The organism is Pedobacter sp. A2324, assembly GCF_059693705.1.
Genome location: NZ_JCASSK010000003.1, coordinates 280,881 through 296,410, shown reverse-complemented (window position 1 = coordinate 296,410; position 15,530 = coordinate 280,881). Strand labels below are relative to the sequence as shown.

12 protein-coding genes are annotated in these 15,530 nt (G+C 40.8%); 6 read left to right on the top strand and 6 right to left on the bottom strand.

Going from position 1 to position 15,530, the window contains the following annotated elements; translation table 11 throughout:
* The first annotated feature begins 4 nt into the window (after nt 1-4).
* The 6 genes from AC570I_RS10545 (at nt 5) to AC570I_RS10520 (ending at nt 8,686) form a co-directional block, all read left to right on the top strand.
* Entirely contained in the window at nt 5-1,972 is a 1,968-nt protein-coding gene (locus tag AC570I_RS10545) for a hypothetical protein (protein ID WP_497405418.1), read from the top strand.
* A 65-nt stretch (nt 1,973-2,037) separates the two neighbouring features.
* Entirely contained in the window at nt 2,038-4,386 is a 2,349-nt protein-coding gene (locus AC570I_RS10540) for a TonB-dependent receptor (protein ID WP_497405417.1), read from the top strand.
* A gap of 170 nt (nt 4,387-4,556) precedes the next feature.
* A complete protein-coding gene (rpiA, locus tag AC570I_RS10535; protein WP_497405416.1) occupies nt 4,557-5,246 on the top strand; it encodes a ribose-5-phosphate isomerase RpiA in 690 nt (229 codons plus the stop codon).
* 128 nt (nt 5,247-5,374) lie between these two features.
* Nucleotides 5,375-5,758 (top strand): LiaF transmembrane domain-containing protein, encoded by a 384-nt coding sequence (locus AC570I_RS10530; protein WP_047798694.1) that lies wholly within the window; start codon nt 5,375-5,377, stop codon nt 5,756-5,758.
* Between the two features lie 358 nt (nt 5,759-6,116).
* A complete protein-coding gene (locus tag AC570I_RS10525) occupies nt 6,117-7,436 on the top strand; it encodes an alpha/beta hydrolase (protein ID WP_047798693.1) in 1,320 nt (439 codons plus the stop codon).
* A gap of 275 nt (nt 7,437-7,711) precedes the next feature.
* Nucleotides 7,712-8,686, top strand: a complete 975-nt coding sequence (locus AC570I_RS10520) for a YihY/virulence factor BrkB family protein (RefSeq protein ID WP_497405415.1) — start codon at nt 7,712-7,714, stop codon at nt 8,684-8,686.
* A 4-nt stretch (nt 8,687-8,690) separates the two neighbouring features.
* On the opposite strand, the gene AC570I_RS10515 is transcribed toward AC570I_RS10520, so the two are convergent.
* The 6 genes from AC570I_RS10515 to truB form a co-directional block, all read right to left on the bottom strand.
* Nucleotides 8,691-9,113 (bottom strand): secondary thiamine-phosphate synthase enzyme YjbQ, encoded by a 423-nt coding sequence (locus AC570I_RS10515; RefSeq protein WP_497405414.1) that lies wholly within the window; start codon nt 9,111-9,113, stop codon nt 8,691-8,693.
* A gap of 1 nt (nt 9,114) precedes the next feature.
* Complete coding sequence (locus AC570I_RS10510; protein WP_497405413.1) at nt 9,115-10,149, bottom strand: DUF2157 domain-containing protein; 1,035 nt, start codon at nt 10,147-10,149, stop codon at nt 9,115-9,117.
* Nucleotides 10,150-10,191: 42 nt separating this feature from the next.
* Complete coding sequence (locus AC570I_RS10505) at nt 10,192-12,405, bottom strand: monovalent cation:proton antiporter family protein (protein ID WP_497405412.1); 2,214 nt, start codon at nt 12,403-12,405, stop codon at nt 10,192-10,194.
* 510 nt (nt 12,406-12,915) lie between these two features.
* Nucleotides 12,916-13,908, bottom strand: coding sequence for a bifunctional riboflavin kinase/FAD synthetase (locus AC570I_RS10500; RefSeq protein WP_497405411.1), 993 nt, complete (start codon nt 13,906-13,908; stop codon nt 12,916-12,918).
* Between the two features lie 11 nt (nt 13,909-13,919).
* Complete coding sequence (locus tag AC570I_RS10495; RefSeq protein ID WP_047798686.1) at nt 13,920-14,780, bottom strand: YitT family protein; 861 nt, start codon at nt 14,778-14,780, stop codon at nt 13,920-13,922.
* Nucleotides 14,777-15,508 carry a tRNA pseudouridine(55) synthase TruB gene (gene truB, locus AC570I_RS10490; RefSeq protein ID WP_497405410.1) on the bottom strand — a complete coding sequence of 244 codons (732 nt, stop codon included), beginning with the start codon at nt 15,506-15,508 and terminating at the stop codon, nt 14,777-14,779. The genes AC570I_RS10495 and truB overlap by 4 nt, the downstream gene beginning before the upstream one ends.
* Between the last annotated feature and the right edge of the window lie 22 nt (nt 15,509-15,530).

Here is a 15,530-nt window from a genome sequence, read left to right as displayed (position 1 = left end):
AACGATGAGAAACACATTAAAAAAATTAGCAATACTGGCGTTAGGTTTTAGCTTTTCTGCAGTTTTTGCACAGGAAACACCGAAAGAAGAAGACTTTTTCAGGATAAATAAAGTACGCGTGCCCGAAGGCCCGATATTAGAAGTGGGCGGACTGGTGACCATGCCAAATGGCGATCTGGCCATCTCCACCAGAAGAGGTGAGGTTTTTATTGTTGAAAATCCTACAAGCGCCAGGCCTTACTGGCGCAGGTTTGCCTATGGCCTGCATGAAATTTTGGGTATCGCGTACAAAAACGGCGCACTTTATGTTGCCCAACGTGGCGAATTAACCAAACTAACCGACAAAGATCAGGATGGCAAAGCCGACGTTTATGAAACAGTTTACGCCTGGCCTTTGAGCGGTCACTATCACGAATATAGCTTTGGCCCCAAATTAATGCCCGACGGGACATTTATGGTAACCGGCAACGTAGCTTTTGGCGATGAAGAATGGTGGCGTGCAGAAAGTCGCGTACCCATGCGCGGGTGGGCAATGAATATTACCGAAGATGGTAAAATGATCCCTTATGCTGCGGGATTTCGTTCGCCTGCAGGAATTGGAACAATAGACGGACAGTTTTACTTCACCGAAAATCAGGGCGATTGGGTAGGCTCAGGGGGTTTATGGAAAGTGAATAAAGGCGATTTTATGGGCCATCCGGCGAGTTTAAGGTGGACGAACATGCCTAACTCTCCCGTCAAACTTCAATCAGATTTCTTTTATTCGAAAATGGACGAGAGAAGGATAAAAAATGATGAAGGCAGGTATATTAAACCAGAGAACAGGGTGGACGAAACTTTTAAAACGCTGTTCGATATGAAAAAAACCTTTCCGGAGTTAAGATTGCCATCAGTTTGGTTGCCTTATGGTATTCTCGGAATATCTTCCGCAGAACCTGTTAAAATTCCAGTCAATACCTTCGGCCCGTTTGAAGGCCAGATTTTAGTTGGTGATCAGGGAATGAGTATCATTTCGAGGATTTTCATGGAAACGGTCAAAGGCGAAGAACAAGGGGCAGCCTTCCTCTTCCGCAAGGGTTTCCGTTCAGGTGTACTGAGGTTGGCCTGGGGAACAGATGGTTCTTTATTTGTGGGTGAAACCAATCGTGGCTGGGGATCAGCAGGAGATGCAAATGAAGGTTTGGAAAGGTTAGTCTACAATAACAAAACACCTTTCGAAATGAAAGCCGTAAGGGCAATGCCTGATGGTTTTGAAATTGAATTTACCATGCCGGTCGACCGTAAATCAGCTGAAGACCTGGCATCATACAATGCAGAAAGCTTCATCTATAAATATCAGCCTGTTTATGGCTCACCTCCTGTAAATACAGAAAAATTAAAAATATCAGGGGTTAAGGTTTCTGCCGATGGTTTAAGAGCCAGGATTATTGTTCCCAATCTGCGTCAGTATTATATCCATACGCTAACGCTCGATGGAATCAGATCGCAGCAAGGATTTTATTCTTTGATTCATCCGGTAGCTTATTACACCCTGAATCAGATTCCGGATGGAAATAAACTATCATTAAGCGAAGTAAGCAGGAGAAATTCTGAAGTTGCGGCGGCAACACCAGTTAAAAAAACGGCTATACCAAAAGCAGGGGCTGGTAAAATGCCTGAATCAAAAGGAGCCCCAGCAGCAGCCAAACCCGCTGCTGCAATTCCCGCTAAAGTCCCTACATTTAAAGAAGTGGAAGGTTTGTTAACCAAAAATACCTGCCTGGCCTGCCACAACCAAACAAAACGACAGATCGGTCCGCCGTTTGTTGAAATCGCAAAACGTAAATATTCAGCCGAAAAAATTTTCCAGCTTATTCATAACCCACAGCCTCAAAACTGGCCTGGCTATTCAACCGAAATGCCACCAATGCCTCAGGTTACCAAAGCCGAAGCACTGAAAATTGCAGCCTGGATCAACTCACTGAATAAATAAGGCTACTAGTTAAAGCGGCTGGTGGCAGCACCAGCCGCTTTATTTACATAAATTATAATCTATAAATGAAGAAACTTACACTGCTGATCAGCTTTTTCCTGTTAGCCACTTTTGCTTTGCATGCACAGCAGAACAACATTTCAGGAACAGTTAAAGCAAATGAAAATACAGTAATTGCCGGTGCAACAGTACAGGTGTTAAATACCAATCTGGTAACCAAAACAGATGAGGAAGGATATTTCGAGATAAAAAATGTGAGGCAGGGAAAAATAAGCCTTATGGTATCCGCCATGGGTTTTGCCACAGAAATTAAAGTGCTTGCAGGCGGTGATAAAATCCACATTACGTTAAAGAATAAAAACAATTCTTTGGATGATGTAACAGTTACGGCACAAAAAAGGGAGGAGCGTTTACTGGAGATACCAATAGCTATAACGGCTTTTTCAGCATCAAAAGTTAACGATTTCCGTATTCAAAATTTAAAGGACCTGGCAACAGTCGTTCCCAACCTATATAGCAGTAATCCTGGAGACGGCAGAAATGTAACCAGTATTCGCGGGATAGGTACCACATCTTATGATCCGGCAGTAGCCACATATATAGATGGCGTAAATCAATTCGGGTTGGATACTTACATCGCATCCTTATTCGATATAGAACGTATTGAAGTTTTACGTGGCCCGCAGGGAACACTGTATGGCAGAAATGCAATGGGAGGGGTAATTAACATCATTACGAAACAACCAGAAAATTCCACCACAGGTTTCGCAGGCGTTGATATAGGTAATTTTGGTCAGCAACGCTATAGTGCTGGTATCCGAACAGCACTGGTTAAAAATAAACTGTTTTTTGGTGCTGCCGGCCTGTTCAACAAACAGGATGGTTTTTATACCAATGAATTTAATAACAGTAGCTTTGATAAGCTTAAGGGATATCTTGGCAATTATTACCTGAAGTTCTTAGCAACAGCTAACTTTGCACTAACGCTAAATGTGAAGCATAATGAAAACAGAAACAACGGAACCTTTCCTTTGGCTGGTTCAGTTGAGGAAGCTCTAAATAATCCTTTTAAACTGAATCAGAATTCGGTAGCCGAGATGGCCGACAACTTGTTCAATGCATCTTTATCCGGAAATTATTCAGGCAACGATTTCAACTTCACCTTTCAAACCGCCTACCAGTCAAATTATCGCTATTATAAACAACCTATCGACGGTGATTTTTCACCCCTGGATATGGTTTCCATTGTAAACAATTATGGGAACAACTGGAATAAAGTCCAGGTTTTTACTCAGGAAATTAAATTCAGTTCACCGGCAAACCGGTTATCTAAACTTAAATGGCTTGCAGGTTTATACAGCTTCTATCAGAAAAATCCGGTTAAGCAAGGTACTTATTTCGGTGCCAACGGCGATTTGTATGGCGCAGTACCCAATACAACAGCCGTAAATGTGAACAATGGAAAGGGTTTGGGATGGGCTGCTTTTGGTCAGCTTTCTTATGCCATCACTGATCGTCTGGAAGCAACCGCCGGATTGAGGTACGATTATGAACACAAGCAAGTCAGTGCAAGTGGTGAGTATCTTATTCCTGGCTACGAACCAATAATTACACAGGCTGATACTATCGGGAAAGCTAATTTTAATGCCCTGTCGCCAAAGATAAGCTTAGCCTATAAACTTGCTGATGAGAACGGTGTTTATGCATCTTATAGCCGTGGTTATAAGGCCGGAGGGATTACCCAGCTAGCTTCCGATCCTACAGCTAAGCCGCTCGATGCTTACAAGCCAGAGTATAGTAACAACTTTGAAATAGGTTCAAAAAACACCTTTTTAAACCAGCGTTTAAGTGTGAATTTCGCCGCATTTTACGTGAATATTACAGATGCACAGGTCCCGGTTTTGGTATTGCCAGATGCATTAACCAGTACACGAAATGCAGGCAAATTAAGCAGTAAAGGTTTGGAATTTGAACTTGCTGCCATCCCGGTAAAAGGTTTGAGTGTCGACTATAATTTCGGATACACACACGCCAAATACAAAACTTCATCAACAGACAATGGAACGGAAACCATTGGATTAAATGGTAAAAGACAGATTTACACGCCTCAAACAACCTCGATGCTCGCTTTGCAGTACAGTCATAAGGTCGATCAAAGCTCAGGGTTAAATGTCCTTGCCCGGGGTGAATGGTTATTTACCGGAAATCAGTTTTTTGATTTAAGTAACCAAATTCAGCAAAAAGGCTTTAACGTGTATAATGCTAAAATTGGTTTAACTCAAAAAAGATTTGATTTATTTCTCTGGGGAAGAAACCTTGCCAACAAAACATATATCGACTATGCATATGATTTTGGAGCAGCTCACTTAGGGAATCCAAAGACCTATGGAGTAAGCTTAACAGGTAAATTCTAATCAACCTTAAAAAGAAATGGGGATTCCACTATTGCAGAATCCCCATCATCTAAATTAACGCTCTCATAAACATAAACGCTGTAAAACCTAATTATTGTGCTGCTGGTTATTTTTTTCTTTTTTTCTGATGATCATTCGCTCTTCACTTATTTTAGCTTTAATTTTACTTTATGGCTTCAATAGATCTAACCCTTCAAAATGCTGAAAAATTAGCTGCCGCACTCGCTGCGGTAAAATTCGTTAATGATGGCGATATTGTTGGCCTGGGCACCGGGTCTACCGCTACCATTGCAATTGAGCAACTCGGAAAAAAGGTAAGGGAAGGTCTAAAAATTAAAGCCGTAGCCAGTTCGGTCCGCACAGAACAGTTGGCAAAGTCATTCGGGATTGAAGTTCTCGATCCGGGAAGCTTAAGTTTAATTGACATTAGTATCGATGGGGCAGATGAGTTCACAGAATCTCTAGATCTGATAAAAGGTGGAGGAGGAGCTTTGTTTCGGGAAAAGATTATGGCTACCCTCAGTAAAAACACCATTATCGTTACCGATGCTTCCAAGAAAGTGAAAAAACTAGGCGCATTCACCGTACCAGTGGAAGTGATCCCACTCGCTTATCAGTACGTTTACAATGAAATTTCAAAACTTGGCGGAAAAGGTGTTTTACGAAAAGCAGAATCGAAACAATACATTACCGATAATGGAAATTATATTATTGATGCAGACTTTGGACTGATTGAAAACCCTGGCGAGTTAAATTTTTCTTTAAACCAGATTAATGGTGTGCTAACGAGTGGACTGTTCGTTGGGATTACGTCTAAAGTAATCATGAGCCAGGGTAACGACATCATTATTTTTGAATGATAGCATTGAATCTTTGAATCTTTCACCGGTGAAATCAATTCACTCACCGATAAAATAAAGTTACTCAGGGAAGAACCATTCTTTAGCCTTTGTTTTCGTGATACATTTGAATATAAAAACAAACGGTCATGGAAAATTTCATCAAAAACAATCAGTCAGATAAACAATTAGGTTTAGGTATTTTAATCGTAGTCATCGGCTCCGTATTCTTATTGAGAAATTCAGGATTAGCGATCCCTCACTGGATTTTAAGCTGGCATACGATTATGTTAGGCGCAGGAATCTGGTTAGGCTACCGCAAAAACTTTCAGGGAAGCGGTTGGCTGGCATTAACCATTATCGGCGGAATTTTCACTTTCAAAGATTTGGTGTTTTTTGATTTCTCAAGAGTTACAGGCGCAGTGGCACTGATAGCCGTGGGATTATATCTGATCTTGAAGCCTAAGAAGATTACCGCCTTTGATCAGTATAAAGCAGAAAAGACAGCAGACTTTTCGGACTTAAATAAATAAAATCCGCACCTCCATCATATATTCAAAAAGGGATATTTTTTAAGAGATATCCTTTTTTTCTATGTAAAAAAGAAACGGGGATTCCGCCTTTTGGCAGCATCCCCGTCATCTAAATTAACGCTCTCATATACATAAACGCTAAAATCCGGATTTATTATATGAAAGATTCATTTTTTAATAAAACTTTGAAACCACAGCTCCGGTATATGTATTCAATCAGAGTTGATGATCAGCAGACTGAAAACTCAAACGATTCAATTGTTAAAAATAGTTAAAACTAAAAAGACCGTTCATTTAAGATATTTTGAGTGGCAAATAATGTTAACTTTGGTTTTAAAGAACAACCAAACATCCTTAAATGAAAAAAAGTATTTTAATTATAGTTGCATTGCTATTTACAACCACTGCATTTTCTCAGAATGTAGTTCAACTATTCAATGGCGCAAACGATTTTTTTAAGTTTTTGCAAGATGGTAAGTATACCGAAGCACACGCCTTTTTTGATGATACCTTAAAATCCAAGCTTTCTCAAGATGCCCTCAAAAAACTATGGGGCGATATTGGTGAAAAATTTGGTAAGGCCGAATCCCTCGATGCCATCCAGAGTAAGGCGCAGGGTGAATTTTTTGCTGTGACTGTTGAAGGGCATTTCGAAAAAGGTGATCAGAATTTTATCCTCGGTTTTAATAAAGCACAAAAAATCGTCGGTATATATCTCGGTCAGGTGAAAAAAGCCAATGCTTACATTAAACCCGCTTACGTAGATACCAGCTCGTATACAGAAAAGTCTACTTACATAGGCCCGCCTAAAAGGCAGCTCGCGGCAATTATCACTTCACCGAAAAACACCAAAAACTTTCCTATAGTGGTATTTGTGCACGGTTCGGGCCCGGGTGATATGGATGAAACTGTGGGTGCAAACAAACCATTTAAAGATATCGCCGCCGGTTTAGCGTCTAAAGGCATCGGATCCATCAGGTACGTTAAACGTACGCTGGTTTACCCAAATGAATTTGCTACGCCTTATACAGTAAAAGAAGAAGTTCTTGACGATGCCACAGCAGCAATAGCATTGGCAAGAACTGTAGTAGGGGCCGATCCTAAGAATATATTTGTTTTTGGACATAGCCTTGGTGGAATGCTAGCACCAAAAATGGCCTTAACATCTCCTGACCTTGCAGGATTAATATTAGCTGCCGCGCCTGCAAGAAAGCTGACTGATATCATCATAGATCAGAATAAATACATGTTTGAGTTATCTGGTGATACAACAGCGGTGATGAAGCAACAACTTGCTGCTGCCGTTACCGAGATCAATAAAAGCAGAATTTCGCAACTGGGCACAACGATTAAGCCTGATTCTGTAATATTGGGCTTGCCTGCAAAATACTGGGCAGATCTCAATGCATATAACCAGGTTACCGTGGCAAAGGGTTTGGTAAAACAACGGATCTTTGTGGTTCAGGGTGGTAATGATTTCCAGGTGAGTAAAACAGACTATGATCTTTGGAATTCGGCATTAAGCCAGAAGAAGAACGTAAAACTGAAATTTTATCCCGATCTGAATCACCTCCTCAGCCCGCAAATGGTAAAAGGTACTACAAATCAATACCAGCTCCCTGTAAGCGTTTCAGAAACTTTGGTCGATGATGTCGCTGCATGGATAAAAGGTAAATAATTCATAAATTTCCTGTTAAAGAGGGTGGCCAAAAAAATGGCCACCCTCTTTTTCGTTTAGTATATCCCCCCTTTGATTTCGAGTGAATTTCGTAGTTAAGTCACTGTTCAGTCGGGCTTTGGTCGGGGATTGGTCGGGCTTGTGACAATTGTAGCCGACCAAAGTGCGACCAAAGTGTATACAAACTGTCACGGAACCTCGAACCAGGTAAACTGGATACTTCCAAAACAATTAGAGCTATAAGGGGTTTAAAAGAAGGATACTAAATAATCGATATGGCAAAGCAGAAGATAACATTTAAGGGAATTTGGGGTGTATTAAAAGCATCGTTTACAGGTTTTTCTGATCATAAGGTTACCAAGCTCAGTGGCTCGCTTGCTTATTATACAGTATTTTCTATGGCGCCACTACTGGTGGTGATCATTTCCCTTTGCGGTATCTTTTTAGGAAGGGAAATTGCCGAAGGGCAGGTATATGCCCAACTCGAAGGTTTTTTAGGGCGGGAGTCGGCAACTTCACTGCAGGAATTAATTAAAAATGCCTATCTGGAAGATAAAAGTACCATCGCCCTGATCATTGGTATAGTTACTCTGCTCATCGGATCTACTACGATTTTTGGCGATATTCAGGACTCGATTAATACCATCTGGGGCCTAAAACCAAAGCCTAAGCGCGGATGGGTGAAGATGCTTCAAAACCGGTTTCTTTCTTTCTCTGTAATCATCAGTTTAGGCTTTGTATTACTGGTATCCTTAGCTGTTACTGCAGTCTTAGATACATTTAGCAAGAATTTACAGCTTCGATTCGCAGAGGTTTCAGTTGTTGTCTTCTATATCATTAATCAGGTGGTTACCCTTGCGGTCATATCATTGATTTTTGGGGTAATATTTAAAGTACTTCCGGATGCCATCATTAAATGGAAAGACGTTGCCCTGGGTGCGATCGTTACTGCAGTGCTTTTTATGATTGGTAAATTTGCAATATCCATATATATCGGACAAAGCGATGTAGGCGGCACTTACGGGGCGACAGGTTCACTTGTAGTCGTTTTATTATGGACCTACTATTCGTCGATTATTCTATACTTTGGAGCTGAGTTTACAAAGGCCTACGCCGTTGCTTACGGCTCAGAAATTTATCCTTCACATTATGCCGTTGTTACTAAAGAGGTTGAAGTAGAATCCGGTTCCGCATCTATCCAGGATAATCATCCAGAAATTAAAGAAACCGTGAAAGAAGCAGAGAAATAATTTGTTATTCGCCCCAGGCAGTTACAATCAGTCTGCGGTTACCACCGTTATTACGATGCTCACACAAGTATATGCCTTGCCAGGTGCCTAGTGCCAATCTTCCATCACGGATAGGTATCGTTACTGAACTTCCTAAAATGGATGATTTTAAATGTGCGGGCATATCGTCTGATCCTTCATAATCATGTTCATAAGCCGGATCGTTTTCTTTAACTGTTTTATTAAAAAACATCTCGAAATCCATCCGAACCGTTGGGTCGGCATTTTCATTTATGGTTAATGAAGCAGAAGTATGCTGGATAAAAACCTGGCAAATACCGGTTTCAATTTCCTCAATTTGGGGTAACGCTATCTCGATGTCGTCGGTGATGAGGTGAAAACCCCGTCTCTTTGCTCTTAATGTAAGTGCCTGTTGAAATATTTTCATATTACTTTAAAAACTCTACGTTCCAGATTTTTTCCGCTTTCCGGCCAATTAGCCAAAACGAGGCAGCCAGAACAGAAAAGAACAGTGCTTTGTGCCAGCTATCCCAAAAATATTCGAAATAACGAGTGTAAAGATTGATGAATAAAAATGTAATACCAAACTCGCGGGCAATATCGTCATGGTATTTCAACCCGAAAACAGTGCTGATTACACATATAGTGGCAGAGATTAATGCCCAGTAAAATAAACTCAGCTGCCTCACCGTGTACCACTCCTCCAGACTCGCAAAATTCCCGAAAACAGATAGCGCCCACAGTGATATGAAGAGGTATACCATTCCGGCAATATAGGTGACCTGAAAGAAGTGTTTTGTTTTAGGAATTACCTTTATACCGAACGATGCTGCTGTCAAAACAGCTCCAAATACAACAAATCTTAACGGGTAATTCATACCCAGGAAATAGTAGTTCCAGCGGCTTAAGTAGCCGGTTTCAGTCCCAAACCAGGCACCCAATGAGATCAGCGCAAAAATCCAGATCAGCCTCGAGTTGAAAACATAGGCTAGCCCACCATAAATGAAAACAGAGATAAGGATCAGGATGGAAAAATTTCCGGATCCATTATCAAAGGCTTTTCCAAAATAGGCGATCGCATTTGCGGTTAAAAGTATTGCAGAAAAAATGATGGCTTCATTACTAAACTTCAAATGTGAAAGCTTTTTCTTTCTGCGGAATCCCAGAATGTATAGCCATCCTGCAATTATACCGGAAACAATTGCAATCACGATATTAGGGGTGTTGTAAACACGCTTAAGGTAATCCAGAATGGAGTTGTCTATTAAAAGGGATCCTAATGCTATAAATCCGCAGGCCAGGGCAACCCAGAAAGCATACTGCGCCAAACGTAGCCAATCGAAATTTTTGGCTTCATAGCTTTTGCGAAGTTTGTTGCCTGTTTCTTCGTTAATTAAGCCGTCATTTTGCCACTGCTCAATCATGTCATCAAGAAACTCACTCTTTTCTCTGTCAACTTTCATAGTTTGGGTTGTATACGAAGATATAAAAAATGAGAAGGATCTTTATATCACCTCCCTTATCTTCTTATTATTTCCTACAATCCAGATCACATCTCCATTGTCGAATATAAAATCTGAGGAGGGGTTTAAGATTTTGTCGGTTCCGCGTTCAATGCCTACAATCAGTGCCTGTGCCTTTTCCCTTATCCCTGCATTTCTGATACTCAGGCCATAAACGGGAGATTCTGTGTTAACTACCACTTTTTGTAAGGTCATCTCCTTGTCCGGGAAACTCTTCTCCTGCTCGGTCTCGGGAATATCAACCTCCAGAATAGATTTTACAGCGGCCAGCTGGTCATCTGCACCGATTAGCAAAAGTTTATCATTGGGATATAATCGCTCATCACGTCCAGGGGTAGGAATGTTATTTCGCCCACGTTCAATCATCGCAATATTTACACCATACTTTTCCCGGATCATTAAACTGGCCAGTGTCATTCCAACAACTTCCGATTCAGGCGATACTGTTAATTCTGCCAGGTGGGTATCCCAGGGTAAAATGGCAGGCTTTTGATTTTCGCGGGCATTCAGGTTCAGCATGAACCGCTTTTCCAGCTTATCATAGAAAGACTGCAGTCTCCGGGCAAATATGATCATCCCTAATACAATTAAGCCCAGTGCAATTCCTGCAGCAACCCAGGTATCGAAAAATTCGTACATCAGAAATCCAACAAAGAAAATTCCCAGCGCAATCCTGAATACCTCAATGGCAATCAGAGGACCTCGGGTATACTTTTTGTTTAACCAAAGATGCGAGTAGGCCGTTCTCTGGATTCTGCGGATAGACAGTGCCCATAAAAATGGAGACATCAGAATAAATGATACCACAACACTGATGATAATCGAGGTCAGACTGTTGGCAATATTTTTAACGATGAATGGCTGTACATACCGGTAAGCCAGAAAGATGATGGCAATGATAATGACGGAGTGTATAATCGTGTTGAAAATATAGGAGCGCAAAAGAATTTTCCAGTCGCTTAATGTTGTAATGCCTGCAGTACTTGAACTGTACCTTTCTATGCCATCTAACCATCGCTGTGGTAGTTTCCGCTTAAGAAGCTGATAAAAGGGCTCAGATAGCTTAATCAGGTATGGCGTGGTGAAAGTAGTAATGGCCGCTGCTGCAACTGCTATGGGATAAAGGAAATCGCTGGTAACTTTTAACGTTAAACCCAGAGAGGCAATAATGAATGAGAATTCACCAATCTGAGCCAGACTCATACCCGATTGCACAGATGTTTTTAAAGGCTGCCCGGATAGTAATGCGCCTAGAATTGTAAACAGTATTTTTCCAACGATGATCACAAACGTAGAGATAAGAATTGGAACAGCATACTTCACCAGCATCGATGGGTCGATCAGCATGCCTACAGAAACAAAGAAAACTGCGGCAAATAAATCCTTTACCGATTTGGTAAGGTGTTCTATTCGTTCTGCTTGCGTCGTTTCTGCCAGGATAGAACCCATAATAAAGGCACCAAGGGCAGGCGAGAAGCCTACCTTATCTGCCAGCAAAACCATCACCAGGCAAAGTGCCAGCGACACCACCAGCATGGTTTCATCATTCATTAATTTTTTGGTCGCTTTCAGGAAGGATGGGATTAAAAATATTCCCCCTAAAAACCAGAGTACAAGGAAGAATGCCAGCTTCAGGATGGATAAAAGCATCTCTGTACCTGCCGATTGCTGACTTACAGCGAGGGTTGAAAAGAGTACCAGTATTAAAATGGCAACCAGATCTTCAACAATCAAAACCCCAAAAACAAGTCCGGCAAACTTTTTATGTTTCAAACCAAGTTCTTCGAAGGCCTTAATCGTAATCATGGTCGATGAAATAGATAATATCCCACCAAAAAACAGGCTATCCATACTCGACCAACCCATTGCCCTTCCTACGAGATAACCAGCAAGGATGATAAAAACCACTTTTACAATTGCTGTAATTGAAGCAGAGCCGCCAACTTTGACCAGTTTTTTGAAACTAAACTCCAGCCCCAGACTGAAAAGAAGGAAAATCACACCTATTTCTCCCCAGATGTTAATACTTTTTGTATCGGTAACGGAAGGGAAAAAACTGAGGTGGGAGCCAACCAATAGCCCGGCTAAAATGTAGCCCAGAACCAGGGGTTGCTTTATCTTTTTAAATATAAGTGTGGTAATCCCTGCTGCTGCAAGGATTAACCCTAAATCGGCAATTAAGTCAGGTAAATGCATTTATGAAAAATTGGTAATAGTAAAATATACAAAATGTATAGCCTAGGCTATGAAAAGAAATCCAGAATTGCCCGCATCTCTGCGGTATCATCTGTTACTTACCAGAAAATGTGTTTCAAATAAAGTTGTTTAAACAGGCAGCAGTAGTTAAGCCTTAACCTGTTTATCCTGGCTTTTTTATCGGGGATACTTATTTTCAGTAGGCAACAGTAGAATAATACCAGCAATAAAAATGTGCTGCAAAAGGTTTTGACTAGTGGACTGGAAATAAAATCCCTTTGCAGGCTTTCACTGTCCTGGCCAAAATCTGAAAGAAATTTCGTTTGTTTTTTGCCGGATATAAAACTGATTTTGAAACTTTTTTCAGAGGCAATATCATTTTTCCGCTGCGAAGAATGGCAAGCAAAACTAACAGAGAATATAGTAAAAATGATGATGTAAAAAAGCCTCATTGCCGCCAATATAACGAAAATAAGGCTTTTTTGAAAGGGAAAACACCAATAAAGTTGTTTATAAAATGGATTGAAAATATTCCAGGGTGGCTTCTTTATCTTTTTGAAGCTGTACGGTAAGGGCCTCTAATCCGGTAAACTTTACATCGTGACGTAAAAACTTTAAGAAATTCATTTTGATATCCTGGCCATATATTTCCTGATCAAAATTAAAGATATTGACCTCGATGTTGCGTGTCATTCCATTTATGGTTGGTCGCTGACCGATGTAGGCCATCCCTTGATAAGTCCGAATACCGGAATCTGTGGTATGGTTTTCAGGTGCCAGTTCCTGATCGGTTTCAAACGCAGGGTCCATGTCTACAGTGACGGCATAAATACCATCACCGGGAATCAGTTTATAAGTTTCCTCCACGAAGATGTTTGCTGTTGGGAAGCCGATTGTCCTTCCTATTTTATCACCTTTAATAACTCTTCCGAAAATGGAAAACGGGTAACCCAGATAATCTGAAGCCAAGCCAACATCGCCAGCCAGAAGCGCTTCTCTTATTTTAGTAGAACTCACCGCTACATCGTGAATGTCCTGTTCCATAATTTCTTCCACAGTAAAGCCATAATGAAGTCCGGCAGCTTTTAAATCCGACAGGTTTCCCGTACGGTCTTTTCCAAAACGATGATCGTAGCCAATAATAATATGTCTGGTACCAATGTTCTCTACCAGTGTATTGCTGATGTAGTCGTCAGGCAGTTGATTAGAGAAATCGCGTGTAAATGGGGTGATGATCAGATGATCTACACCCAGTGCTTTTAAGATTTCAGCTTTTTCATTGATGGTGTTGATCATTTTCAAATCCTGATTTTCAGGGTCGATAATCATTCTGGGGTGTGGAAAAAAGGTTAAGATTACACTTTCCCCTCCATCTTGTTTAGCTTTTTCTACAAGCTGTTTGATAATTTTCTGGTGACCAAAATGCACCCCGTCGAAGGTGCCTATAGTAACAACGGCGTTTTCTAATTTCGAAAATTCTGAAAGATGATTATATATTTTCAAGTGACAGGGTATTAATGTAATGCGTGGCGTTTAACCACGCCGCCTTTTAAATCAGCAATTTGTTGTTGTATCACAAAAGCATCTGCATCTATCTGCCTGATAGCAGTTTGCAGCTTGCTCATTTCAAGTTTGGTCACTACGGTGAATATGATGTCGATATCTTTCTTCTCCCCGTAGCCACCTTCGCCTTTGTAAATGGTAACTCCCCGTTTCATTTCTCTGATGATAAAGTCTTTTATGGCTTCCTGATGTTCGGAAATGACGGTTACACCTGTATATTGCTCAATACCATTTACAATGAAATCGATGGTGTAGGAGGCGGAAAGGTAAGTAAGTATGGCATAAAGTGCTGTTTCGATGTTTAGGAAATACGCAGCAAATGCAAAAATAATGATATTTAAAATCAGGATAATGTTACCCACGGTGAGTATACTGTTTTTGCTAATGTACAGTGCCAATACCTCGGTTCCATCAATCACGCAACCACCGCGCATCGCCAGTCCAATTCCACCGCCTAAAAACAAACCACCAAAAAAGGCGATGAGTAACTTATCATGGGTAATGGGTTGAAAGGGTAAAATAACCAACGCTACGGAAAGCGCGGCAATGGCTACCGCAGTCCTTAGTGCAAAGCCTTTACCGATTTGCCTGAATCCCAGAATTACGAAAGGGATATTGATAATCGCTATGAGATACGAAAGGTTCCAGCCTGTAAGTGTACTTACCAGAAGTGAAATTCCTGTAACACCGCCATCAATGAAATGACTGGGCATTAAAAAACTTTTTAAACCAAAACAAGCAGAAGTTACCCCGCAAACAATAAGAAATATTTCTTTTATTAAACGGCTGTTCTTGTTTTTCAGGTAGTTCATGCTTCACTTTGTGATTTAGCTTCTTCTTTCTTGCTACGAATATAATTAACAAGCTCTAAAACCTCAAACGAATTAGCGAGCAAAAAGTTTCCGCTTCTGGTTCTGGTCAGTTTAGAAAGATATGCACCACTATTCAATGCCTTACCAAAATCTGATACCAGCGAACGGATATATGTTCCTTTACTACAAACGATTCTGAAATCAATCTCTGGGAGTTCAATTCTTGTGATTTCAAATTCAGGAACGGTTACGAAGCGTTTACGAAGTTCAACTTCTTCTCCTAAACGGGCCTTAACATATAATCGCTCGCCATTTATTTTTACCGCAGAATGAGCAGGAGGGTACTGTTCAATATCTCCGGTAAATTGGGCAGTAGCGGCATAGATCTGATCATTTGAAACCTGGCTGATGTCGAAAGTTTCATCTACTTCCGTCTCCATATCGAATGATGGGGTAGTGGCCCCCAAAATCATGGTGCCGGTATATTCCTTTTCTTCTGCCTGAAAGGTATCTATTTGCTTGGTGAGCTTTCCTGTACAGATAATGAGTAAGCCTGTTGCAAGCGGATCAAGCGTACCCGCGTGGCCTACTTTAAGTTTTAAAGGCTTTAACGAATTGCGGATTTTTCCAACCACATCAAATGATGTCCATTTATAGGGCTTGTTAATCAGCAGCAATTCACCTTCTGCAAAGTTGAAATTTTTAAATTTTGAATTTTCTGTACTCACAAATCTTTTTTGTGCAAAGATA

Coding starts and splice junctions, on each gene's coding strand:
- AC570I_RS10545 (WP_497405418.1), top strand. CDS start 5: ATGAGAAACACATTAAAAAAATTAGCAATACTGGCGTTAGGTTTTAGC.
- AC570I_RS10540 (WP_497405417.1), top strand. CDS start 2,038: ATGAAGAAACTTACACTGCTGATCAGCTTTTTCCTGTTAGCCACTTTT.
- rpiA (WP_497405416.1), top strand. CDS start 4,557: ATGGCTTCAATAGATCTAACCCTTCAAAATGCTGAAAAATTAGCTGCC.
- AC570I_RS10530 (WP_047798694.1), top strand. CDS start 5,375: ATGGAAAATTTCATCAAAAACAATCAGTCAGATAAACAATTAGGTTTA.
- AC570I_RS10525 (WP_047798693.1), top strand. CDS start 6,117: ATGAAAAAAAGTATTTTAATTATAGTTGCATTGCTATTTACAACCACT.
- AC570I_RS10520 (WP_497405415.1), top strand. CDS start 7,712: ATGGCAAAGCAGAAGATAACATTTAAGGGAATTTGGGGTGTATTAAAA.
- AC570I_RS10515 (WP_497405414.1), bottom strand. CDS start 9,113: ATGAAAATATTTCAACAGGCACTTACATTAAGAGCAAAGAGACGGGGT.
- AC570I_RS10510 (WP_497405413.1), bottom strand. CDS start 10,149: ATGAAAGTTGACAGAGAAAAGAGTGAGTTTCTTGATGACATGATTGAG.
- AC570I_RS10505 (WP_497405412.1), bottom strand. CDS start 12,405: ATGCATTTACCTGACTTAATTGCCGATTTAGGGTTAATCCTTGCAGCA.
- AC570I_RS10495 (WP_047798686.1), bottom strand. CDS start 14,780: ATGAACTACCTGAAAAACAAGAACAGCCGTTTAATAAAAGAAATATTT.